General features: G+C 64.9%; 22 protein-coding genes. 16 read left to right on the top strand and 6 right to left on the bottom strand.

Annotated features, from left to right (window positions below; translation table 11 throughout):
• Positions 1–9 precede the first annotated feature (9 nt).
• The 6 genes from ACOGXA_RS13610 (at position 10) to ACOGXA_RS13585 (ending at position 6,082) form a co-directional block, all read left to right on the top strand.
• Positions 10–681 (top strand): metal-dependent transcriptional regulator, encoded by a 672-nt coding sequence (locus ACOGXA_RS13610; protein WP_419924403.1) that lies wholly within the window; start codon positions 10–12, stop codon positions 679–681.
• 6 nt (positions 682–687) lie between these two features.
• Positions 688–1,869 (top strand): acyl-CoA dehydrogenase family protein, encoded by a 1,182-nt coding sequence (locus ACOGXA_RS13605; RefSeq protein WP_419924402.1) that lies wholly within the window; start codon positions 688–690, stop codon positions 1,867–1,869.
• 66 nt (positions 1,870–1,935) lie between these two features.
• The gene (locus ACOGXA_RS13600; RefSeq protein WP_419926986.1) at positions 1,936–2,769 is read left to right on the top strand and encodes an enoyl-CoA hydratase; all 834 of its coding nucleotides are present in this window, start codon (positions 1,936–1,938) and stop codon (positions 2,767–2,769) included.
• Positions 2,770–2,785: 16 nt separating this feature from the next.
• Positions 2,786–4,009, top strand: a complete 1,224-nt coding sequence (locus ACOGXA_RS13595; RefSeq protein ID WP_419924401.1) for a M24 family metallopeptidase — start codon at positions 2,786–2,788, stop codon at positions 4,007–4,009.
• Positions 4,006–4,938, top strand: a complete 933-nt coding sequence (locus ACOGXA_RS13590; protein WP_419924400.1) for an aminopeptidase P family N-terminal domain-containing protein — start codon at positions 4,006–4,008, stop codon at positions 4,936–4,938. The genes ACOGXA_RS13595 and ACOGXA_RS13590 overlap by 4 nt, the downstream gene beginning before the upstream one ends.
• Positions 4,939–4,972: 34 nt before the next feature.
• The gene (locus ACOGXA_RS13585) at positions 4,973–6,082 is read left to right on the top strand and encodes a phosphotransferase family protein (protein WP_419924399.1); all 1,110 of its coding nucleotides are present in this window, start codon (positions 4,973–4,975) and stop codon (positions 6,080–6,082) included.
• 4 nt (positions 6,083–6,086) lie between these two features.
• Here ACOGXA_RS13585 and ACOGXA_RS13580 read toward each other — a convergent pair whose 3' ends face one another.
• Entirely contained in the window at positions 6,087–7,370 is a 1,284-nt protein-coding gene (locus ACOGXA_RS13580) for a cytochrome P450 (RefSeq protein ID WP_419924398.1), read from the bottom strand.
• 42 nt (positions 7,371–7,412) lie between these two features.
• Here ACOGXA_RS13580 and ACOGXA_RS13575 point away from each other — a divergent pair, with 42 nt between their 5' ends.
• A complete protein-coding gene (locus ACOGXA_RS13575) occupies positions 7,413–8,720 on the top strand; it encodes an acyl-CoA dehydrogenase family protein (protein ID WP_419924397.1) in 1,308 nt (435 codons plus the stop codon).
• On the opposite strand, the gene ACOGXA_RS13570 is transcribed toward ACOGXA_RS13575, so the two are convergent.
• A complete protein-coding gene (locus ACOGXA_RS13570) occupies positions 8,717–9,157 on the bottom strand; it encodes a YbaN family protein (RefSeq protein WP_419924396.1) in 441 nt (146 codons plus the stop codon). The two genes, ACOGXA_RS13575 and ACOGXA_RS13570, sit on opposite strands and share 4 nt — an antisense overlap.
• Positions 9,132–9,461, bottom strand: a complete 330-nt coding sequence (locus ACOGXA_RS13565) for a hypothetical protein (protein ID WP_419924395.1) — start codon at positions 9,459–9,461, stop codon at positions 9,132–9,134. Before ACOGXA_RS13565 ends, ACOGXA_RS13570 begins: the two co-directional genes overlap by 26 nt.
• A gap of 142 nt (positions 9,462–9,603) precedes the next feature.
• Between ACOGXA_RS13565 and ACOGXA_RS13560 the strand changes: the two genes are divergently transcribed.
• The 7 genes from ACOGXA_RS13560 to ACOGXA_RS13530 all read left to right on the top strand — a co-directional run bounded on the left by ACOGXA_RS13560 (position 9,604) and on the right by ACOGXA_RS13530 (position 18,664).
• Positions 9,604–9,804: a ferredoxin gene (locus ACOGXA_RS13560; RefSeq protein WP_419924394.1), complete on the top strand. Its 201-nt coding sequence runs from the start codon at positions 9,604–9,606 to the stop codon at positions 9,802–9,804.
• Positions 9,804–10,985, top strand: a complete 1,182-nt coding sequence (locus tag ACOGXA_RS13555; RefSeq protein WP_419924393.1) for a cytochrome P450 — start codon at positions 9,804–9,806, stop codon at positions 10,983–10,985. The genes ACOGXA_RS13560 and ACOGXA_RS13555 overlap by 1 nt, the downstream gene beginning before the upstream one ends.
• The gene (locus ACOGXA_RS13550; protein WP_419924392.1) at positions 10,982–12,223 is read left to right on the top strand and encodes a CaiB/BaiF CoA transferase family protein; all 1,242 of its coding nucleotides are present in this window, start codon (positions 10,982–10,984) and stop codon (positions 12,221–12,223) included. The genes ACOGXA_RS13555 and ACOGXA_RS13550 overlap by 4 nt, the downstream gene beginning before the upstream one ends.
• 59 nt (positions 12,224–12,282) lie before the next feature.
• Entirely contained in the window at positions 12,283–14,022 is a 1,740-nt protein-coding gene (locus ACOGXA_RS13545; RefSeq protein ID WP_419924391.1) for a hypothetical protein, read from the top strand.
• A 17-nt stretch (positions 14,023–14,039) separates the two neighbouring features.
• Positions 14,040–16,748 carry a hypothetical protein gene (locus ACOGXA_RS13540; protein ID WP_419924390.1) on the top strand — a complete coding sequence of 903 codons (2,709 nt, stop codon included), beginning with the start codon at positions 14,040–14,042 and terminating at the stop codon, positions 16,746–16,748.
• 217 nt (positions 16,749–16,965) lie between these two features.
• Complete coding sequence (locus tag ACOGXA_RS13535) at positions 16,966–17,907, top strand: hypothetical protein (RefSeq protein WP_419924389.1); 942 nt, start codon at positions 16,966–16,968, stop codon at positions 17,905–17,907.
• On the top strand, positions 17,897–18,664 hold the full coding sequence (locus tag ACOGXA_RS13530) for a nucleotidyl transferase AbiEii/AbiGii toxin family protein (RefSeq protein ID WP_419924388.1): 768 nt from the start codon (positions 17,897–17,899) through the stop codon (positions 18,662–18,664). Before ACOGXA_RS13535 ends, ACOGXA_RS13530 begins: the two co-directional genes overlap by 11 nt.
• A gap of 18 nt (positions 18,665–18,682) precedes the next feature.
• On the opposite strand, the gene ACOGXA_RS13525 is transcribed toward ACOGXA_RS13530, so the two are convergent.
• Positions 18,683–19,108 carry a DUF1761 domain-containing protein gene (locus ACOGXA_RS13525; RefSeq protein WP_419924387.1) on the bottom strand — a complete coding sequence of 142 codons (426 nt, stop codon included), beginning with the start codon at positions 19,106–19,108 and terminating at the stop codon, positions 18,683–18,685.
• A gap of 14 nt (positions 19,109–19,122) precedes the next feature.
• Positions 19,123–20,025, bottom strand: coding sequence for an alpha/beta fold hydrolase (locus ACOGXA_RS13520; RefSeq protein ID WP_419924386.1), 903 nt, complete (start codon positions 20,023–20,025; stop codon positions 19,123–19,125).
• Here ACOGXA_RS13520 and ACOGXA_RS13515 point away from each other — a divergent pair.
• Positions 20,024–20,851: an enoyl-CoA hydratase-related protein gene (locus ACOGXA_RS13515; RefSeq protein ID WP_419924385.1), complete on the top strand. Its 828-nt coding sequence runs from the start codon at positions 20,024–20,026 to the stop codon at positions 20,849–20,851. The two genes, ACOGXA_RS13520 and ACOGXA_RS13515, sit on opposite strands and share 2 nt — an antisense overlap.
• 70 nt (positions 20,852–20,921) lie before the next feature.
• Positions 20,922–22,124, top strand: coding sequence for a cytochrome P450 (locus ACOGXA_RS13510; RefSeq protein ID WP_419924384.1), 1,203 nt, complete (start codon positions 20,922–20,924; stop codon positions 22,122–22,124).
• On the opposite strand, the gene ACOGXA_RS13505 is transcribed toward ACOGXA_RS13510, so the two are convergent.
• Positions 22,121–23,461 carry an ABC transporter substrate-binding protein gene (locus tag ACOGXA_RS13505; RefSeq protein WP_419924383.1) on the bottom strand — a complete coding sequence of 447 codons (1,341 nt, stop codon included), beginning with the start codon at positions 23,459–23,461 and terminating at the stop codon, positions 22,121–22,123. The two genes, ACOGXA_RS13510 and ACOGXA_RS13505, sit on opposite strands and share 4 nt — an antisense overlap.
• Positions 23,462–23,471 lie beyond the last annotated feature (10 nt).

The following is a 23,471-nucleotide window of genomic DNA, read 5'->3' as shown; positions in this document are numbered from 1 at the left end:
CTGCCGTTCGTGGCCCAGTACCAAACCCCTGAGTGGCACCCGGCGTTCGAAGAGTATTGCGAGACCATCTTCGAGTTGGCCGAAGACGATGTCGATGTCATCCAGGCCCGGGTAGCTGAGCGCCTTGATGTGTCCCGACCTGCGGTATCCGAGATGATCCATCGACTGGCGTCCGAAGGCCTGGTCACCCTGAGGGGAAGGACCATCGAATTGTCCCCCGACGGTACGGACCTGGCCGAGCGGGTGGTGCGCCGCCACCGACTGGCGGAGGTGTTCCTGACCCAGGTTCTGGGCCTGTCCTGGGCCGACGCCCACACCGAGGCCGGCAAATGGGAGCACGTCATCTCCCCCATGGTGGAACAGGCCATGATGCGGGTGCTCGACGATCCCACCACCTGCCCCCACGGCAACCCCATCCCCGGCGCTGATTACGTGGCCCCCCCAACAAAGGCCTTGGCCACGGTCCAGGTGGGACAGCGGTTCGTTGTCACCCGCATCACCGAGGAGCTGGAGTTCACCGAGGGCCTGCTCGACTTCCTGGAAGGCTCATCGGTAGTCCCCGGCGCCGAAGGAGTCATCACCGCATCCTCACCCGACGGCACCACCACTGTCGAAATCGACGGCCACCACGTCGGCATCGGCGGCTTCGCCAGCCAACGCATCCTTGTCACCGCCGCCTGACGGTACGTGGATCTAACCCCCACCGCCGATCAGGAGGCGTTCCGACTCGAGTGCCGGCGGTGGCTTCAGGAGAATCTTCCCTGGGAGTATGGCCGGGGGCTGCCGCCGCTGTTCGACGATCTAGGGGAAGAGGTCGCCTATCTCCGCAAGTGGCAGGCCGATCTGGCTGAAGCTCGTTTTGTGGGCGTCTCTTGGCCGGAGGAGTACGGCGGTCGGGGGGCTGGGCCGCTGCACCACTACATCGTCCAAGAAGAGCTGGCTCGGGCTCGGGCGCCGGAGCTGGTGGGACGCATCGGCGTGAACTTGATCGGGCCCACGATCCTGGTCCACGGCACCGATGAGCAGAAGCAGCGTTGGCTTCCCTCGATCCTCCCGGCCCAGCAACTGATTTGCCAGCTGTTCAGCGAGCCCGACGCGGGCAGCGACCTGGCCTCCCTGTCCACCCAGGCTGTTCCCGCCGGCGGCGGCTGGAGGCTCAGCGGCCAGAAGGTGTGGACGTCCTATGCCCAGTTTGCCGACTGGGGCCTGTGCTTGGCCCGCTCCCACCCCGTGGAGCCCGAGCATCGGGGCATCACCGCCTTCATGGTCGACATGCACGCTCCCGGCGTCGACATCCGCCCCCTGCGCCAGATCACCGACGAGTCCGATTTCAACGAGGTCTTCTTGAACGACGTGTTCGTGGCTTACGACCAGGTAATCGGCGAGCCCGGCAACGGCTGGCGGGTGTCGCAGTCCACCCTCGGCGTGGAACGGGGCACCAACCCCCGCCAGCTCGTCATCCACCTCCAACTCCTCGACGAGCTCTTCCGCTTGGCCACTGAAACCGGCCGCAACCAAGACCCGGTGATCCGCCAAGCCCTCGCTCAGGCGTTCATCGAGGTCCGCCTGTTCCAGCTCCAGAACTGGCGGGTGCTGTCCCGACTGGCCCACGGCCTCGACCACGGCCCGGAATCGGCCACCGCCAAGCTCTTCTGGAGCGAGATGAGCCAACGGCTCCACGAAACGGCCATGGAGGTGCTGGGTCCTGCTGCCCCCCTGTGGCGAGACGATTCCCAAAACCCCGGTGAGGGCCGCTGGCAGCGGTCATGGTTGTACTATCGAGCAGCGACGATCTTCGCCGGAACCAGCGAAATCCAGCGGAACATCATCGGGGAGAGGATTCTTGGTCTTCCCAGGGAACCCCGATAGAAGTTCGCATTCAAACATTAGGCTTGGACCTCTGGGTTTGCCTCGGGAGCCCCGTTAGGAGCACTCATTAGCACCGCATTCGACACCATCAACTACAGCGTCGAAGGGGCCGTGGCCACCATCACCCTCGACCGTCCCGATGTGGCCAACGCGCAGGACACCCAGCTCATTGACGAGCTCGACGCGGCGTTCGATCTGGCCGAGGCCGACGACGAGGTGCGGGTGGTGGTCATGGCCGCCAACGGGCGCCACTTCTCCGCGGGCCACGACCTCAAGGCGCTGGTGGGCGACGTGGAGCCCGACAAGTGGCGGCTCATGCGGGAGACCCCGGAGGGCATGTTCCTCCACGAAAAGACCATGTACTTCGACCGCTGTCTGCGGATCAGAGACTTCCCCAAGCCCACCATCGCCGCCGTCCATGGCAAGTGCATTGCGGCGGGGGTGATGCTGGCGGCCATGTGCGACCTCATCGTGGCCTCCGACGATGCCTCGTTCCAGAACCCGGTGCTGCGCATGACCGGTGCCGCGGTGGAGATCCTCATCGAGCCCTGGGAGATGCCCCCCCGCAAGGCCAAGGAGTTCCTGCTCACCGCCCAAACCATCACCGCGGCCGACGCCGAGCGGCTGGGCATGGTCAACCGGGTGGTGCCCCGCGACGAGTTGGCCGCCACCACCCACGAGATGGCCGAGGCCATCGCCCTGGTGCCCCCGGCCACCGCCGCAGTAGTGAAGCGGTCCATCAACAAGACGCTGGAGCTGATGGGCCAAAAGGACGCCTGGGATTACCACTTCATGGCCCACCACTGGATGCACAACACCGACACCGCCCTGGGCGCGCTAGAGCGGCGCATGCAGAAGTCGTCGATGACCGAAGTATTCGCCGAGCACCGCGACGGCTGAGCCCATCGCTAGGCCAATGCCCGCCATCGCTGCTGCCCCGGTGCTGGAGCCCGATATCGGGCGGCTGCGGCGAGAGCGGTACGCCAAGCTGCAAGCCCAGATGGCCGCCGACGGCCTCGACGCTCTGGTGCTGCTCCACGGCCCTCATGTGGCTTACGCCACCGACTGCCTTCCCCAAGGGGTAGACGCCACCCACGTCGCGGCCAACCGCCCCGTCGCCGTGGTCCTCGCCGACCAGCCCCGGCCCTGTCTGCTGGGCGGCGATCCCGGCGGCCTCGACGTCGACGCCCATCCCGCCGTCTGGCCCGACATCGACGAGGGCGCCGCCGACCTGGGCGCCCAGCTCGACGCCATACTCGGCCAGCACGCCTTTGGGGGGCGCGTCGGCATCGACGTGATGACCGGGGCCATGCTCCGCACCGGCGTGCTGTCTTCTGCTGAGATCGCTGACGCGGCCAACACCCTGGCCGCGGTCAAGCTCCACAAGACCATCGACGAGATGGCCTGCATCCACCAGGCCCAAGTTCGCACCAGCCGGGCTATGGCCTCGGTGTACGAAGCCCTGGTCCCCGGCGTGCGCCGCAGCGAGCTGGCCGCCGTTTTCCTCCGCCGCCTCCGGGAAGAGGGCATCGACGCCAACATGATCGACGTCATCTTCCAGCCCATGGCCCGACGCATGGCCGACGGCCCCCGCACCACCACTGGGCATCTGGCCTTCCCCACCTGGTCGGGCGACCCGGTCTACGCCGAGGGCGACCTCATCTGGGTGGACGCTGGCAGCGATTACCACGGCTACGCCTCCGATTTTGGCCGCACCTGGGTGGTGGGCCGCTCGCCCACCCCCGGCGAGCATCGCTGCTTCGAGCGGTGGCTGGCGGTCATGGACGCCGCCTACGCTGCCATAGCACCCGGCGCCACCTTCGCCGAGGTGTGCGCTGCGGCCACCGCCGCCGACGCCTCCCACCGACCCGACGGCGACCGCCCGTGGATGCCCCACTTCTACCTTGTTCACGGGGTCGGTGTTGAGAGCGCCGAGATGCCCTTTTTGGGCACCGACAACGGCCCTGACTTCGACGCCGCTAACACCCTGGCGCCCGGCATGGTCATGGTGCTGGAACCCGCCATCTGGGCTGACGGCACCGGCGGCTTCCGGGCCGAGGAGATCGTGGCCGTCACCGACAACGGCTGGATACCCCTGGGCGGTGGCCACCCCTACGACCCCTTCGAGGTGCCCACATGAGCCTCCACCTCCAGCGCCGGTCCCGAGCCATCGACGCCCTAGCCGCCGCCGGGATCGACATGCTGGTGTGCGGACGACAAGACCACATCAACTACGTCACCGGCGCCCACCAGCTCTGGACGGCCGGCACCCGCCCGTTCGGCCCGGTCTGCACCCTGAACGTCGCCACCGCCGAGATATTCCTCCTGTCCACCTGGGACGAGGGCGTTCCCGGCGACATCGATCTCGACCACCTTCACGGCATCACCTGGAGCGAGGCGATCATCTACCAGCGCTTGGCCGCCACCCCGGGAATAGCCGAGGCCAATCGGGTGGGCATCGACGCCTGGTCTCCCGGCATGGCCAGCCTCCTAAGCGCGGTGGCCCCCAACGCCGAGATCGTCCCCGCCGACGACATCCTGGCCCAGGCCCGCCGCACCAAGCTGCCCTCCGAGGTCGACGCCATCCGGGCTGCCTGCGCCGTGGCCGCCGCCGGTGCCGCCGCTGCCATCGCCCACTCCGGCACCGATGCTCAAAGGCTGGCCGCCGGCGTTGAGGCCATGGCCCTGGCCGGGTCGTCCACCCCCGCCGCCGAGCCCTGGGTAAAAGGCCCCATCGTCGACTTCAGCTGCATCCGATCGCACTATGAAGGCGGCCTCGGCCGAACCTCCGGTGGTGCCGCCGAGCTAACCGCTGGGCTCATCGCAGCCTGCATCCCCGGTGCCACCGGAGAACACCTGCGCCAAGCCGCTCCCGACGGCGAATGGCTGGTGCGGGGATGCGGCATGGGCCTTGAGCCTCCCGTGATAAACACCCGCTACGGTAAAGGGGAGGTACTGGAAGCAGACTTGGTGCTGAGCGTAGGCGCCAGCATCGGCGCCAATTACCGGCGCAACATCGTTCTAGTCACCGAAACCACACCCGAGATCCTCTCATTGGAGACGGCATGAACCTCAACGGGCTTCTGCCCCTTCGCCTTGTCGCATGAGCGAGCAGACTGAATCGACCGCGGACTCGAGCGTTTTCTCGCGCTCCGACACCGACGAAGCCTCCGAGGCTGAGCGAACCCGGGGCCTGATCGATCCTGTAGCCCTGGGGGCGTGGATGGACGACCAGGGCATAGGCGACCAGGGCGAGCCCGTGACGAGCCGGTTCATCTCCGGCGGGGCCTCCAACGAGATCTTCGAGATCTGCCGGGGCGAGTACCGCTGGGCCCTGCGCCGCCCCCCTCGCAAAGTCCCCGACGGCCGCAACGAGACCATGATGCGGGAGTTTCGCATCCTCTCCGCGTTGGCCGACACCGACGTGCCCCACGCCCGAGCGGCGGGCGGCACCGACGACACCAGCGTGATCGGTGCGGCCTTCTACCTCATGGACTTCGTCGACGGCTGGTCGCCCATCAGCGAGCCCGGCTGGCCCGAGCCGTTCGCCTCAAACATGGAAGCGCGCCCTGCCCTGGCCTACGAGCTGGTCGACGCCATCGCCCGGCTGTCCAAGGTCGACTGGCAGGCCAACGGCCTCGAGGGGCTGGGACGCCCCGACGGCTTCCACGAGCGCCAGGTGGATCGCTGGTACGCCCACCTCGACCGCTTCAAGTTCCGCGACATCCCCGGCCTCGACACCGCGGGCGACTGGCTTAGGGGCCGCACCCCCCGCAGCTACACCCCGGGCATCATGCACGGCGACTACCAGTTCGCCAATGTGATGTTCCACCACGGTGCCCCCGCCCGGATGGCCGCCGTCGTCGACTGGGAGATGGGCACGGTGGGCGACCCGCTGCTCGATTTGGCCTGGGTGGTCATGAACTGGCCTGAAGACGAGGCCAGCCGCCCCTCGGTGGGCTACGTCGACTACGAGGGCCTGCCCTTCCGCGACGACCTGCTGGAGCGCTACGCCACCATGTCGGGCCGTGACGTGGATGAGATCGACTACTACGTGATCCTGGCCCGCTTCAAGCTGGCCATCGTGCTAGAGGGCGGCTACGCCCGCTTCGTGGCCGGCGGCGCCGACAACCCCCGCATGGAAGCCTTCGGCCGCGTCGTGCTGGACTTGGCCCGCGACGCCGCCGCCCTAGCCCAAGCCACCAAGCTCTAGCCGCTCAGACGTCCCACAACACTGGCAGGGCGGCGGGGGAGCGGAAGGCCATGCCGACTATCTCCGGTGCCGGAGCGGCGGGGTCGAGGCGCAGGCCGGGCAAGCGGTCTAGCAGGCACTCCAGCACCGCCCGCATCTCCATGCGGGCCAAGTGGATTCCCAGGCATAGATGCGGCCCGGTGGCGAACGCAATGTGCGCCTTCGGCTGGCGGAAGAGGTCGAAGCGCTCCGGGTCGTCCCATCGGGAGGGGTCGTGGTTGGCCGAGCCCATAGAGGTGTTCACCGACGTCCCCGCCTGGATCTCGATGCCGTCCACCACCGCGTCGGCTGTTGCCGTGCGAGAGATCCCGGTCAGAGGCGCCTCCCATCGCAGCGATTCCTCAACCGCAGCCGTTACCAGCGACCGGTCGGCTCTCACTGCATCGAGCTGCTCCGGGTTGGACAGCAGGCCGACCATCATGTTGCTGGCCGCCCGGTAGGTGGTCTCCGCCCCGGCGGGCAGCAACAGCCGGCAGAAGGCGATTATCTCGTCGTTGGTCAGCCGCTGCCCGTCTAGTTCGGCGTGGGCCAAGAGACTGATCAGATCCTCCTGGGGCCCGGCCCGGCGATCATCCACCACCGGTTCCAAGAAGTCGTACAACCACTGCGATGCCGCGAATCCCCGCTCGATCTGGGTGGCCATGTTGGTGATCTCCACCGCCCGGCGGTAGAAGCCGGGGAGGTCGGCCTCGGGCAGTCCCAGTGCGATGGCGATCACATGCACCGGGAACACGAACATCAGCTCGCCCACCAGATCGGCCCGTCCCCGATCAGCGAATGCATCGATGTAGTGGTTGAGCACCGGGTACACGATCTCGTGCTCCCACCGCTCCATCTCCCGACGGGTGAACGCCTGTTGGATCAGCTTGCGGTACTGCCCATGCTCGGGCTCGTCCATTTCCAAGATGGTGTGGCCCATCACCACCCCCATCGAGTCGGCATAGCCCGCCGACGAGAACGTGGCCCCGTCCCGAAGCACCCTCTCCACTCCGGCGTAAGACATCACGTTTGCGATGGGCCGCTCCCCAGCCAGCAGTTCGCTCACCAAACCCCGGCCGAATCGGGGGGCCAGGCTGCCGTGGTGTACCGGGCACTCGGCAAGCAGCTCGGCGAACTTCGGGTAGGGGTTGGGCACATTGTCGACACCCTGCGCCTCGTCGAACGCGTCGAACGGGTCGTACCCTTCGTCTCCGGGCTCGGGGGCCCTGGCGGCCGCTAAAATCTCGCTCGGCGTCATCTCAAACTTCATGTCGAGCCACTATAAATCCAGTCCAGAGAGTGCGGTAATCCTATGGCCATCGATTTTTCCATCGATCCTGAGTTTCAGGAGAAGCTCGATTGGATGGACACGCTCGTGACCACCGAGATCGAGCCCATCGACCTCTATTTCCGGGGCGAGGTCAACCCGTTCGACCGCACCAACGAGACAGCCAACGCCCTGATCCGCCCGCTCCAACAGCAGGTGAAGGACAAGGGCCTGTGGGCCTGCCACATGGGCCCCCACCTCGGCGGCCTCGGCTACGGCCAGGTCAAGCTGGCGTTGATGAACGAGATCCTGGGCCGGGCGCTGTGGGCCCAGGTGGTGTTCGGCTGCCAGGCCCCCGACTCGGGCAACGCCGAGATCATCGCCCACTACGGCACCGACGAGCAGAAGGAGCTCTACCTCCAGCCTCTGCTCGACAGCAAGATCTCCTCCACCTACGCCATGACCGAGCCCCAGGGCGGGTCCGACCCCAACTACTTCACCTGCTCGGCCCACCGCGACGGCGACGAGTGGGTGATCAACGGCGAGAAGTGGTTCGCCTCCAACTTCAAGTACGCCAAGTTCATGATCGTCATGCTCATCACCAACCCCGATGTGCCGGTGTACCGGGGCTCGTCGATGATGCTGGTGCCCACCGACACCCCCGGCATCGAGGTGGTGGCCAACGTGGGCCTCGGCACCGAGGATCTGGAAGACGGAGACCACGCCCACCTCCGCTTCAACGACGTGCGGGTGCCGGCCGAGAACCTATTGGGCGACGAGGGCTCGGGTTTCAAGATCGCCCAAACCCGCCTCGGCGGCGGCCGGGTCCACCATGGGATGCGCTCGGTGGGGGTGGCCCAGCGGGCGCTCGACATGATGTGCGAGCGGGTGCTGTCCCGGGAGACAAAGGGCTCGCTCATCGGCGAGAAGCAGTCCATCCAGCACTGGATCGCCGACTGCTGGATCCAGATCCAGCAGTTCCGCCTCCAGGTGCTCCACACCGCCTGGCTGATCGACAACGAGGGCGACTACGCCAAGGTCCGCCAGCACATCGCCGGCGTCAAGGTGGCCACCCCCAAGGTTCTGGTCGATGTGGTGTACCGGGCCATGCACGCCCACGGCTCCCTCGGCGTGTCCAACCTCATGCCCCTCACCACCATGTGGATGTCCGGGCCGGTCATGGGCATCGCCGACGGCCCCACCGAGGTCCACAAAGACACCATCGCCAAGACCATCCTCAAGGGCTACAAACCCTCCGACGGCCTCTTTCCCTCCCAACACCTCCCCACCCGAATAGCCGAAGCTCGCACCTACATCGAATCCCGCATAGAACACGAGATCGCAAACCTCTAGTGCCGCGTCGGCACCCGGCCGAAGATGTAGGCCAATCCGACGATCCCCAACCCGATCACGACCCCTCGCCACGTCCACGAGCTGAGAGCAAGCCCGGAACTCAGCCCCACCGCGACCACGATCATCGATCCCGCAATCACCTTCGCCCGCCACGGCATCCCCAAACCCGATCGATAGTCAGCCACCAGCTTGCCCACGCCCGGCAGATTCAAAACCCACCGCTCCATCCGCTCGCTCGACCGGCTGAACGCGGCAGCGGCCATTATGAAGAACACCGTGGACGGCAAGCCCGGAACAATCACCCCGATGGCCCCTACCGCCACGCAGGACAGCCCGGCCACTATCCACAAGCCCCGCACCAGCGGGTTGCTGGCCACTTTGGAGTGGCTGGGGGCAGCGGAATCGCCGGGGTCAGCCGGCGAGGTCGACGAAGTCACCGACGGTCAGGTAGCACAGCAGTCCGATCACCAACACGTTCACCGTGCTCACCGGCCACTTCAGCCGGTGGTCGGCCCGCCAGAACCGCCGGATGCTCAATCCGTTGAACACGATGGCCACCAGCCCGATCGGCGCGCTAAGAGCAGGCCCCACGGAATCGGCCAGCCCCAGCACCGGCAGCAGGTATGGGAACACCAAGTAGGTCAGCAGGCACCGGATTCCCGACACCACCATCGACTGGCTAAACCGGCTTTCGGCGGTGCTCGGGGCATCAACCTCCGACGGAGCGGCATCAACAGTCATTCCCGGTTAGTCTCCCACCGAAACCCTATCCCCGCCTTACCGAATGGGATCATTCAATCGCACCTTCGAACCATGAGCAGGGCAGCTTGTTCAGGGGCTGCCGTTCTCGCCACGCGGCCTGTGCCCGCTACGATGCCGGCTGATGCGCATTCGGGTGGACACCGAACTGTGCCAGGGCCACGGGCGCTGCTACATGCTGGCCCCCGACATGTTCGACGCCGACGCCGACGGCTACTGCGAGCCGACCGATGAGCGGGCTGTGGTCCCCGAATTGTTCGACCAAGCCCGCCGGGCATTTATGAACTGCCCCGAGCAAGCCATCTTCCTGACCGAGGAGACGTGATGACCGACACCAAGACCAATGCCCAGTACTCGCTCGAGCCCCCCGAGATAGCTCGCAATCCCCACGGCGCCTACCGAGAGATCCGCGACAACGCCCCGGTCACCGAGCTGGGGGGCCGGAGCCACACAGGAACGGTCACGCTCAGCCGCCACGAGGACGTGATGCGGGCCTTCCAGGCCCCCGAGGTGTTCTCCTCTGATCCTGGCGCGGTGGACATCGGCAACACCCGTCCCCTGGTGCCCCTCCAGATCGACCCGCCCCACCACCGAAAGCACCGCAAGGCGCTCGACCCTCTGTTCGCCCCCAAGCAGATGGCCAAGCACGAGCCCCGAGTGCGGGAGCTGATCCGCGAGATCATCGACAGAGTCGCCGATCGGGGCCATTGCAACTTCCACCATGAGATTGCCGAGCCCATGCCGTCCACCATCTTCCTAGAGCTCCTGGGCTTGCCGACGAGCCGGGTCGAGGAGTTCCTCTCCCTCAAAGATGGCATCATCCGTCCGCCGGCCCGCTCGCTGGAAGAGCGCCGTGAAATGGTCAACGCCACTGGCCAGAAGATCTACGCCGTCCTCGAAGAGGTGGTGGAAACCCGTATGGCCGATCGCCAGGATGACTTCCTGTCCACCCTCGTCGATGCCGAGGTCGACGGCCAGCCCCTCAGCCGCGACGACGTGGTCGACATCGGGTATCTGTTTTTCATCGCCGGGCTCGACACCGTGTCAGCCTCGCTGGAGTGCATGGTGGCGTTCTTGGCCCAGAACCCCGTCCATCGCCAGCGTTTGGCCGACGAGCCCGAGATGATTCCCCACGCGGTGGAGGAGATGCTGCGCTACGAGAGCCCGGTGGCCAGCGCCGCCCGCATCACCGCGGTCGATACCGAGGTGAATGGCTGTCCCATCTCGGCTGGGACCCGGATCCACCTCCTGGTCGGCTCGGCCAACACCGACGAGCGGGCCTGGGACCATCCCGATGAGGTGGACTTCGACCGGGAGTCCAATAGGCACATTGCCTTCGGCGCCGGTGTCCACCGCTGCCTGGGCTCCCATCTGGCCCGCATGGAGCTGCGGGTGGCCCTCGAGGAGTGGCACGCCCGGGTGCCGCACTATCGCCTGGCCGACGGCGTCGAGCTGAGGTTCAGCCAGGGCATCCGCCAGATCGACAACCTGGAGCTGGTGTGGTGAGCGAGAACGCCGTCCCGCCCAGTCGCCCCCTCGAAGGCGTCCGGGTGGTCGAGGTGGCGAGCTGGATGTTCATCCCCTCATGCGGCTCGGTGCTGGTCGACTGGGGCGCGGATGTCATCAAGGTCGAGCACCCGGTCACCGGCGACCCCCAGCGGGGCCTCATCACCTCGGGGCTTGTGCCCGGCGGCGCCGGCGGGGTCAACTTCATGATCGAACAGCCCAACCGGGGCAAGCGCTCCATCGGTCTGAACCTGGCCCACCCCGACGGGCGGGAGATGCTGCTCAAGCTGGTGGAGACCGCCGATGTGTTCCTAACCAACTACATGCCCCCGGTGCGCCGCAAGCTCCGCATCGGCACCGAAGATCTGCGGGAGCGCAACCCCCAGATCATCATCGCCCGGGGCTCCGGCCAGGGTCCCCACGGCCCCGACGCCGAGAAGGGCGGCTACGACGGCGCCTCCTTTTGGGCCCGCGGCGGCATGGGCGCCACCCTGCCCGCCCGGCCGGACGGTTGGCCCATGAACCAGCCCGCCCCCGCCTTCGGCGACGTGATGGGCGGAATGGCCACCGCCGGGGCCGTCGCGGCGGCCCTTTACCAGCGGGCTTCCACCGGGGTGCCCTCGGTCATCGATGTGTCGTTGTTGGCCACTGCCATGTGGCAGCTCTCGCCCCTGGTGATCGCGGCCAAGTTGTTCGGCATGGACCACCTCCCGGCGGCCGACCGCACCAAGATGGTCAACCCCGTGGTGAACGCCTACCGCACCTCCGACGGTCGCTACCTCAGCTTCATCCTGCTCCAAGCCGACAAGCACTGGCCCCAGCTCTGCGAGTGCATCGATCGCCCTGACCTGGCCACCGACCCCCGATTCGTCGACATGGCCGCCCGGGCTGAGAACAACGAGGCCTGCATCGCCATCCTCGACGATGTGTTCGAGTCGCAGCCCCTGGAGTACTGGAAAGAAGCCCTGGCCGACTTCAAAGGGGTGTGGGTCCCGTTCCAGACCCTCGACGAACTCTACGAAGACCCCCAGGTCATCGCCAACGGCTACCTCCCCGCCATGACCGCCGGCAACGGCCAAGAAGTGCAGCTAGTGGCCAACCCCGCCATGTTCAACGAGCAGCCGGTGGCGGTCGACCGCGCCCCCGAACACGGCGAGCACACCGAGACCCTCCTCCTAGAAGCCGGCATCCCCTGGGAAGACATAGCCGCCATGAAAGAATCCGGCGCCATCCTCTAGCCCCCAACACCTGCCTAAGGTGTCGTGAATCGGAGGGCGCACTGTACGATCCAGGGTCGGTGCTGTCCTCTACCGAGACACTTGACGGCGTCCCATATTGGACGGAAAAGATGTACAAGCCGGGTGGTGGTCAGGACCACCTCGGTCTCGGTTCCGTCGTGACCGACAGGATCCTTCCGCGACTGTCGCCAGGCATCAACGTTTTGACCATCCACCCCCGGTACTGGTCGTTCTACGCATTTGTGTTGAGTGAATTCTGGAAACGCGATTTTCCGAAGACCAGGGCGGCATTTCATGCTTGGTATCGGCCCCTCGAGTGCATCTATTCGGTCGCGTGCTCCCTTTGCGAAAACGCTGACCACGTCGGCACCCCGATTGGTTCGCGACGAATCTCGGGGGTGGTCGCGGCTGAGCCGAACGGTTTTGACCCTCAATTCGACTACATGGAAACCGCGATGGGCGGCTACGGGCTCTACTACTCGACAGTGATGCAGGCCGTTGGCCTGGCTGCTCTCGCCGACCCGCGACTCGGGTTGCCTGTCGATGCCGTCACACCTGAGGGCCAGTTGGTCGCGGATGCGTTCCGGGCTGTGATCGCCGAAACCGAGTACTACCGCAACTGGATTGAGCGTCACGATGAGGAAGTGCCGTACGAAGTTGCGGCCGAATACGGAGAGTTGGCCTGTTTCTGCCGCCTCCGCGACGAAACTGCGCTCGACCGCCCACTCCTCGTTGACGCCTTCCTTCATCACGGCAGTCCGGTCGAGGCCGAGGCGCGCCGCCAGACACTACGCATGTTGTGTGAACTGGCCGCCCAGACGAAGTCCAGTCAGGTGGATGCATCATCGTTCCGACGTCTCGTCTACTACGGGGCCGACCACCCCGCTGAGGAGAGTTCTTCCGGCGCCACGTTCATCCCACCGGCGCCACTCGTCCGCATCGCACGCAAGTGGCGCCTCTATCAGGCGCGTGAGTACTTCAACGTGTCGGTCAACGAAATGTGGCGACGACTGTCCTGCTGGGGACTTGCGCGTGACGGAGACGTCTACCCGGTGCCGATGGCTGAGATAGACGTTTCAGTCGACTTTGATAGCTTTGCCGAATCGGTTGGCGTCGAACTGCCATCGGGCGGGCTGACAGTCGATTCGCCATACCGCGATCTGCTCGATTGGGTCATAACGGCTGGTAGTATTACCGGGCAGCTCGACGACCGGTGGGACCTCGACAGTGACCTCACAGAGGACCGGATAACCGAGTGGCTCGGCAACAGGCACTCGGCGACCGACAACGGTCCCGACGTTCTCGCCGCGGCTCTCACGCTCGCGACATTCGTTGCTGCTCGCTTGTGGCCGCCCGAACTCGCCCTCATCGAACCGGCCGATTGGTTCCCTGTCCTTGCGGGAGGACGAGATCGACTCGGCTTGCAGCGATTCATCGACGCGCTCCGTACAAGAGTCGACTCCGACGCAACGATCGGGGAAGTCGCCCGCTGGTTGACACTCGACTATGTGATCGAACAGCACGAGCGTGTCGCTTCCGCCAAGCTCCCGACCACGGGCGACACCTTTCGGTTCCGACGAGAAGCCGGGCGACTCCGCTTCTTCCCCAAAGACGCCGGAGCGGGCATGAACAACTCCCGGTTCAATGCGCTCGCGACCTTCGTCTACGAGCTCGGGTGGAGCGGCTACCTGTACGTCGAGGACCACGGCCTGACCGAGGAAGGAGAGCTTCTGCGGATTGAGGGGGATCTGCCGGTGTCCGGCGCGTTCAGCCCGATGGTCTCCGTGGAGGGCGCGTGACGGAGCCGCGAGTCCGAGTGCCGACGCTGTTTGATGAGTCATGGGACAGCATCATCATCACCACGTACGGCACCGACCTCGCCTTCTACGAACGAGACCTCTGGCGACAGATCAACAGAGCGAAGAACCGTTTGATTTTCGCCGACGACCGACAATTCCAGCGTCGACTCCTGGCAGTCGAAAGCACCAGCCTGCTCCGACATGTCAACCGATCCTATGTTCTCGCGCCGATTCGCTTGGCGGGCGCTGCTCACGCAAAGCTGATCCTCCTCCTCGCCGAGGACCGAGGACTCCTGGCAGTCGGGTCGGGAAATCTCAGTATGGGTGGCTATGCGTCGCAAGGGGAGTGCTTTACCACCTATCGATGGTCGGAGAAATATCCCCAGCACCTTCATGCATTCGTCGCGGTGAAGGATTTCCTGGAGGAGGTAACCGCCCGCCGACTTGTCGACGAGGTCGTGAAGCCCCGCCTCCAACAGGCATGGCAGGACGCACCATGGATCTACGGTGCCGTCGGCGATGGGACCTCCACTGTGCGGCACAATCTGGAGGAACCGCTGCTCGACCAGTTCATCGACCTCATCGACGGCCGTCCGGTGCGCGATGTCGTCGTTCACGCCCCATTCTACGACCATCAATGTCGGGCACTGTCCGTGCTCATCGACCGGACGCAGCCACAGTCCTTGCAAATCCTCCTGCAAGAGCGAATCACTTCGGTCGATCCATCGCGATTGTCCGAGGTCCTTTCCAAGGCATCGAGTAAGGCCGAGGTCCGAACCGTTCAGGCGCACGAAAACGGCACGTTTCTCCACGCCAAGTTTATTATTGCTCGCTTGAACTCGTCGGATGTTTGCTTGCAGGGCTCTCCGAACATGTCGACGCCCGCACTTCTTCAGGACGGCCTGACGGGCAATATCGAGATCGCAAATCTGCTCGAAGACACCTCGGGTGTCTTCGAGCATCTGGTCTCCGACCTCACCGTCAGCCCTGATCCCGTGGATGTGTTATCGCTCGGTTTGTCGCTTGCTGAGAGTGACGACGAATCCAACGACGATTACTACGCACCGCTGGCCCAGGAATTGTCCTGGGTGCCGCCCCGACTCACCGGCGTCTTCCAGGGCATTGTCAACACCCCTCCCGACCTCATCGTCGGCGAGCGGATAGCCGACGAGGTCGAATGGCACCTTGATGTTCCTCGGAATGAAGCTACGCCATTCAGGGCAATCCTCGGTGAGTCCGTAGCCGCTGACCTCGACAGCGTCGCTGCCGTCACCTTCGTCTTCGACTCCGGTCGACGAACCGCCCCCGCGTACCCATACCACCTCAACACGTTGATTGCCCTGTCTTCCGGGCAGGGACGAACCGACCTGTTGAGGCAGGCAGGCGACTTCGATCTCGACGACGAGGAGCTCGAGCAACTCCTCGGCCAACTCGACGAGGTACTCATTGTCGACGGTAGGAGCCTTTGGCGGATGCTCAAGAGGAAGGTGCCCGAACCCGCCGAAGACGAGGATTCTGTGACGCTTTACTACGACGATCTTGACTGGGACGCGATCCGGTCCCATCCGAAGTTGGCGCAGTATCGAGCATGGGACCAACGTGGACAAGCTGATCCGACTGGGCTCGGGATCTTGCTCAAATCAATCTCCGATCGTTTTCGTTCAGAAGTCCGCCAGCGCAGCGGCGAAGGGGTGGCCGATGAGATCGAGGCCGACACGGGTGACGATTCCCTGGACGATCTCGCAAAGACCATCGACGCGGAGGACGAGCAGACCGCGGAAGCCGAACTGGCTGAGGCGGAACATCGTCGAATGAATGCCCGGACTCGAATACGAAGGCATTTCCGGAGCTTCGTCAAGCGCTTCGTGAAGGGGCTGACCGACATCGAGTTCACCCGGCTTGTAGGACCAAGCGTGATCGTGCCGAGCTACGTCGTGTTTAACCATCTGTGCTGGAAGCTCGCCCAGCTAGAACTAATGGACCGGCGGTTTGCAGTTGATGCCCAGCTCGAACTCTGGAAGTTCTTCTGGGGTGACGCCGACGGATCGGGCTATCTGACGGCAATGAGCCAGGCAGAGCAGCTCTTGTCGATCGATATCCTTGATGCTCATGACGCCGAGGCCGTGTTGCTCGCGTCCGTACACCAGTCCTATGACGTCGCGCGTGAGTTCGAGGATACGGAGGTAGTGCGTGTGCGCGACCAGTGGCGCTTGTTCCTCATGCATGATCTCGGTGGCTTTGGTACGGCATCGGTTCATGACGCTGCGGTGGTTAGTGGAACTGGTACAGACCCGCTGCCTCTCGCTGATTTCATCGCTGATCTCGTTGGCTTGGCAGGGTATACGCCCGACCGCGAAATTATCGGTGCGGTTGCCGGGATCGCGGGTTGTCGTGCTAGCGCTGTGAGTCGAAAGAGTCGAATGGTCAACCGTGGGGACCTCGGAGAGTGTTTTGTAGACGTTTTCGAAATCTCCGATCCGCATGTCGGGCTGCACTCATCAGCGACGCTACGGATCTTCTCTGAGCTTGCCCGTCTCCTACCCGAGGAGCAGTACCTCCGCGTGAAACACGCACAGACTGGAACGGTTGCCTTTGCTGACTACGAACTCGGCGAAGGGCTCTGGCATGACCCCCAAGCTAATGAGGAGTTCAAGTTCAATCCGCCCAGCCCGAGTACCTACCCGTGGGACGCGGCTGTTGGCCGGCTTCAGGCCCTGGTTGCATGACTTACCGCGTACGGCTCCAGGACAGTCACCCCGAGTTGCTTCGTCTGGGGTCAACCAAGAGGCGTTCTGTGTTCTTGTGTGCAAGAACACAGAACGCTGGTAGGCTGGCACCATTCCACGGAAGACCAGTGCTGAGATCGAACGAGAAGCTCTTGACAGCCTGATTACCGCTCTTGGTTGCATCGGGGTCAGTGCCGATGTCGTCTCGACAGAGACCTTGATTGCCGATGTCAGCCCTGACGCCGTGCTGGATGTGGCCGGTCATCGACTTGATATCGAGTTCAAGTCGGTAGTCACGGCGGCACACGGAGAGCGACTCGCGCGAACAGTTGGACATCGCCCGCACTTGGTTGTCGTCGCTGATCGGATCGCCTCGGATGCCAAGCAGGCGTTTCGGAAGGCAGGAATTAACTACTTCGATCGGCGTGGTGAGCTGCGCATCGTCGAGCCACCGGTAGTCATCGACACGATCGTCGGGTCCGAGTCCGCCAGCAGCCCGCGCTTTAGTGGATCGCTCAACAGCGAAGTCGTCAAGGAGGTGGCCATCGCATGTCTACTGACGCCCGACCAGCCGCACGGTGTCCGTGAGACTGCCCGCTACATAAACCGAGCCCCGAGCGCTGTCTCGACCGCCATGGCGGGCCTACGAGACGTCGGTCTCCTTACCTCTTCTGGCGAGGCCATAGTTCCGGATCTCTTCCTTGAACTCATGGGTATGTGGCGAAGACGAGCTGTCCCACTGGCAACCGTGCCCGACCCTGGTACCCGAAACGCAATGCGGTTTAGGCTCGGGCTCGACCAACCCGAGGACGCAATGGGATGGGCCCTCACAGACACCCTCGCTGCCGCGTCGTGGGGTATGCCCATCGTCGCACGCGGGGACCATCCTGCCGACTTCTACGTGCCTACCGAGTCAGAGCTTCGTGCTGCGCGGTCGATTCTCGGGGACGCACCCGACTCCGCGACCCGCGCCTGCACCATTGCCGTGGCACCGGCCCGGCTCGCCTGCCTCCGACGTGTCGACCACTCGAGCACAACGGGGGAGAGTTGGCCGGTAGCCAACCACGTCGTCGTAGCTCTCGACATAGCCCAAGACCGCGCCCGCGGCCTCGAAACCCTCGAGCGGTGGGAGCCCACAGGGATCGTGCGTGCCTGGTGACGCCATCATCCTCGTGGGCGACCGAGGCGGCCGCATTCGATCATTTGTCGACGCGCTGACACGCTTTCCGGCAGAACCCCAGTGGTCGGTCGTCGGCGGCTTCGCCGTCAACATCCGCATCAACCACGTCCATCGCTTGACCAACGACCTCGACACGGTGAGTCGAGACCAGACATCGCTCGTCGAAATCCTCGTCACAGAACTAGATGCTGAGCGCCTAAACGCGGCCAAGCTCCAGTTCGACCAAGACGGCACGAATGTTGTCGTCGACGTTATGGCAGACACGGCCAACGTCTCGTTGCCGATCGAACCCGGCGAGCGGGCCTTCGCGCTCGCTCGACACATGGCTCTGGCTACCAGTGAATGGACAGGGCTCCAGGTCGTTGAGGGCCGAGACATCATTGCGGAGGCGAGCGCTCCGATCGCAACAGTTCCAGCCCTCATTGTGCTCAAGACTGTGGCTATCCCGCGACGCTCGCGAGGCAACAGCCCAGAGAAGGTCGGCTCCGACATCCACGACCTTGTTCGCCTCGTCCAAGGATGTGACTTCGACGCTGTCGAGCACGCTATCTCCGAAGCTGGCGACGAGCTGCGAGAGTGGGTTGGGAAGACGTTGGTGAAGTGGTTTTCTCCTGTTCAGGACCTCCGGTACACCTACGCTCGACTCCGAAGACTGGCTCGCTTAACCGACGCCGAGGTGCTCACTGAAGACGATCTCGCGACCGCCGCCGAACTCGGTCTTGTGCTCTTGGACTAGCCGGCGCCCGGAGGAAATTCAGTTCCAAACCGCCAGTACTATCCCGATAACTGCGTAGGAGATCAGCGGATACCCGGAGTTGATGGCTAGCAGCTTCAGGCTGCGACCTTCGAAGGCGTAGTTCACGCCGTGTGAGGTGAGCACGAACCCCACGGAGGCCAGCACCCCCAGTCCAAGTCCCTCCCCGGCGTTGGTGGCTTCCATGCCCTGCACCAGCAGCGCCAAGCCCAGCGTGAACACGATGGCCAGCACAATGGCCACCACGTAGGGCACCCACTGCTGCGGCGTCCCCTTCATGCCCTCGATGTTCTCCTGGGTCATCCCGGTTTCGGCCATCCAGGGCTTGGAGAAGGTCCCGTACCACAACGCTCCCAAGAGCTGGTTGAACACCACGGCGACCAAGATCGCCAAATAGTTCAGATCGCCGAAATCGATGTTGTCCATGCCCCCATACTGCCTCAATCCCCGAACAGGGCGGAGGCGATAGAGGCGGCGATTCGTGGGGGATCTTGGAGAGGGCCGAAGTGGGTGAGGTCTTCAAAGGTCTCGAGGGTGGCGTTGGGCAGGGATTCGGCGATGTAAGGGGCCACCATGGCCGGGGGATCGGTGTCGGTGCTGGTCGCCACCGTTACGGCAGCAGCAATTTCGCCCAGCCGTTCGAACGCCGACCGGTCGGCGTTCTCGAAGATGGTGGCCTCCACCTCGCGGGGGCACTTCATGGTCACCGTGCCGTCGGGCAATTCTCGAAAGCCGTGGTCTAGATAAGCCCACAGCACCTCAGGGTCCAACAAGTTGAACGGGGGCCGGCTCGCGTACCGGTCATAGGCCGCCTGGCGCGAATCGAAGAACTCCTTGCGCATCCGGGCGATGTCCCCCAGCGCCCTCACTCCGTCGCGGGGTAGGGCGATGGCTGGAATGGTTACCGGCTCATACACCCAGGCCCGTTCGAAGGTGTCCGGCCGGGCCTGCTCGGCCTTCAAAATGGACGCCCCGCCCAAAGAGTGGCCCGCCGCCAGCCGTGGCGTCGGATATATCGCCTCCACCGCGGCCAGCACGTCGTCGGCCATCCCGCCCCAGTCGTAATCCTCACCGGGGGCCGACACGCTGTCGCCGTGGCCCCGGAAGTCCAGCGCCCAGCAGTGGGCCATCGGCCTCAACTCGCGGGCAGCCGCCTGCCACATCCGCCCGCAGAACCCGTTGGCGTGGGTCAACAGCACCGGCGGCCCGTCGCCCCCCAAGTCGTGCAGCGCAACCCGGGCGCCCTTCGTGGAGTCGATCAGCATCGGACCGCTCATGGCAGGAAAACCGGGGCCGCTGCGGTGAGAGCAAACATCGGCCCGCAGGTTACGGTTGGCGGCCATGAGCGACAACATTGTCCTGATCGACAACCCCCGGCCCAACGTCCGGCGCATCACCATGAATCGCCCCGAGAAGCGCAACAGCCTCATCCACCCGTTGCGGGGGGCTGTTCTCGACGCCTTGACCGATGCTGACCAAGACGACACCGTCCAGGTCAGCATCGTGCGGGGCGCCGGCCCGTCGTTCTCTGCGGGCTACGACCTCTCTGGAGGCAACGAGGGTTACGAGCTGCCCTTCTACACCCCCGGCGGCGAGGGCCAGTGGCCCCGCCATGTGACCGAGGGCTGGATGAGCATATGGGATCTGGCCAAGCCGGTGATCGCCCAGGTCCACGGCTACTGCCTGGCCGGGGGCAGTGAGCTGGCCACCGGCTGCGACCTGGTGTACATGGCCGAAGACGCCAAGATGGGCTATCCCGCCGTCCGCTTCGGCGTGCCCGACATGCACTTCCACGCCTGGTTCATGGGCATGCGCAAGGCCATGGAGATGATGCTCACCGGCGACTACGTGTCGGGCATCGAAGCGGTGGAGAGGGGCTGGGCCAACGCCGCCTACCCCGAAGACGAGCTGGAAGACGCCGTGCTCGACATCGCCGAGCGCATTGCCCAGGTGCCCGCCGAGCTGCTCCAGATGAACAAGCGCCTGGTACACCGCCAGATGGAGCACATGGGCATGCGGGCCGGCATCCGGGCCGGCACCGAGTTGTGCGCGCTGGGCACCCACACCCAGGCCATGGCCGACTTCGTGGCCTCGATCCAGAAGAAGGGCCTCACCACCACCCTTTCCGAGCGCGACTCCAAGTTCGGCGACTACCGCACCAGCCACTGACCTAGCCGGCAAATGACAGCGCGCAGGCGCGCCGATTGGCGGTTGTCGGCGGATGGTCAATACTGGGGTTATGGGGCAAGCCACCACCGTTGAGTTCGATCCGTTCAGCCGGGATTTTTTTGACGATCCCTATGACACCTATGCCGCACTTCGCGACCATGCCCCCTGCTACTACAGCGAGCAGTATGACTTCTATGCCCTGAGCCGGTTCGACGATGTGGTGGCCGGCCACCGCGACCACGCCACCTTCACCTCCACCCACGGCCAGACCTACGAGCAGCTGGCCTCGGGCCAGCCAGCGGACACAGGCGCGATCATCTCCATGGACCCGCCCCGCCACACCCGCTATCGCAAGCTGGTGTCCCGTTCATTCACCCCCCGCTCCATCGGCAACTACGAGTCGCTGGTGAGGGAGATCATCAGCGGATATCTCGACCCGCTCATGGGCCGGCGCCAGTTCGACATCCTCGAGGAGTTCGCCGCTCCGTTTCCGGTCGAGATCATCTCCAGCATCTTGGGCGTGCCCCCCGAAGACCGCCAGCAAATCAGGCTGTGGACCGACGCCATGCTCCACCGGGAAGAAGGCTCGGCCCTGGGCAGCCAAGCTGCCCGGGAGGGGGGCATGGCCCAGGGGATGTACCTGTATGAGCTCTCGGTGAAGAAACGCCAAAACCCGGCCGACGACATGCTCTCCGCGCTGATCGAGGCCGAGGTGGAGACCGAAGACGGTGACTTGGCCCAACTCAACGACGCGGAGATCGCCGAGTTTGGAACGCTGCTGGCCGCAGCGGGCTCCGAGACGGTAACCAAGCTGGTGGGCAACGCCGTGGTCTTGTTCCATCGCCATCGGGATCAGTGGGCCAAGGTGCTCGACGACCCCGCCGTCATCGCCAACGCGGTGGAGGAGATCCTCCGCTACTGGGCCCCCTCGCAGTACCAGGGCCGCTACTCAATGGTCGACTCCGAATGGCACGGGGTGACCATCCCCAAGCACAAGCCGGTGTTTCTGATCACCGGGTCGGCCAACCGCGACCCCCGCCGCTACGGCGATCCCGACAAATTCGACATCACCCGCGAGGCCGGTCTCGCCGTCGGGCTGGGCCACGGCCTGCATGTGTGTTTGGGCGCGGCCCTGGCCCGATTGGAGAGCCGGGTGGCCATCGAGGAGATCGCCCGGCGCTGGCCCGCCTTCGAGGTGCAGGAATCCTGCCTGCGCCGGGTGCAGATGTCCAACGTAGCCGGCTACTCCTCAGTGCCGATCACCGTCTCCTAATTCCCGAATGTGCCGGTTTCGCCCTCGAAGGAGATCACGTCGCTGACGGGCAGGTAGCGGGCGCCATCGGCGTCCACCACCAACTCTTCCATGCGACCGGCCTCCACCATGTAGGAGTCGTTGGCCCCGTCCATGCGCCGCGGGGAATTGCCCAGCGCACCACGGGAGTCGAAGTCCATCCGCCACATGGCCCGCATCACATTGGTCCGGTTGATGCCGCCGTCCATACCGGCCGCGTCCAAAAGAACCTCGTGCAATACCTCGCCGAAGATATAGCCCAAGGCGTGGGAAGCGGCTTCGGGATCGATGCCCTGGGCCTCCAGCGCGTCGCGCACGAACTGCACCCATTCGTCGTCGGCCAACGAAGAGTCGGACACGTCCTTTTGGGTGTTCACCATCCGGACCCCGTTGGCCAGCGGCCCGATGGGGACCCAGAACAAGGCAATGCTCTGGCACCCGTTGGCCACCAGCATCATCGGCTCCCACGGCAGGCTGGCCACAGTGGCCACTGCCTGCGGGCAGAACGCCCCCGAAGAGGCCACCACCAGAGCGTCGGCGTTGCTGGCCGCCAAGTTGATCACATCAGCGCCCACCGAGTCGGCCTGCGGGTCGTGCTTGATCTCGTCCAAGATCTCGATGCCGTGTTCGGGAGCGCACTCATTGAAGGCCACTCGCCACGCCTCGCCGGCGTCGTTGCCCAGCGCCAATACCGCGGCCGTCGCGCCCGAGCCGATCTCGTCGGCTATGTGCTGGCACCACACTCGGGCCTCGGTCTCATACGACATCAGCGCGCCAGTGGTCCACGGGTAGTTGGTGGGGTCGCCCCATTCGGGCAGCCCGGTCAGGTTGAAGAGCTGCGGGATGCAGTTCTCGTTGAGCGTGTCGCGCACCGCCAGATTGTTGGGGCTGCCCAGAATCCCGGCGAACCCCAGCAGGTTCTCGACGTCGATCATCTCCTCCACATTGGTCACCGTGCGGGCCGGCACGTAGCCGTCGTCCCGGGCCACCATCACCACGTTGCGGCCCTCGATGGGCCCGACTGCGTCGAAGTAGAGGCCGACGCCGTCGGCGATGGTGCCGAATCCGGCCAAAGCCCCCGACCGGGGCAAGCTGCTGCCGAAGCGGATCTCGGTGTCGGTAACCCCGCCGTAGTTGTCCCACTCATCAGGGCACTCGCCGACGTCGATCACCGCGCCGCCGCCCAGCTCCACGATGTTGGGATCGGAGGGCTCCACCGGCTCGGACGCCGGTGCGCCATCGTCGTCGTTGCCGCAGCTGCTGGCCACCAGCGCGAGCACAACAAACAGCGCGAGCAAGATTCGCCAAGATTTCGACATGGGGTCATCC

The sequence above is a fragment of the Candidatus Poriferisocius sp. genome (assembly GCF_965208475.1).
In the GTDB taxonomy this organism is placed as follows: domain Bacteria; phylum Actinomycetota; class Acidimicrobiia; order Acidimicrobiales; family Bin134; genus Poriferisocius.
Note: the sequence above shows the minus strand (reverse complement) of the source record. Positions and strands in the feature narration are given on the sequence as shown.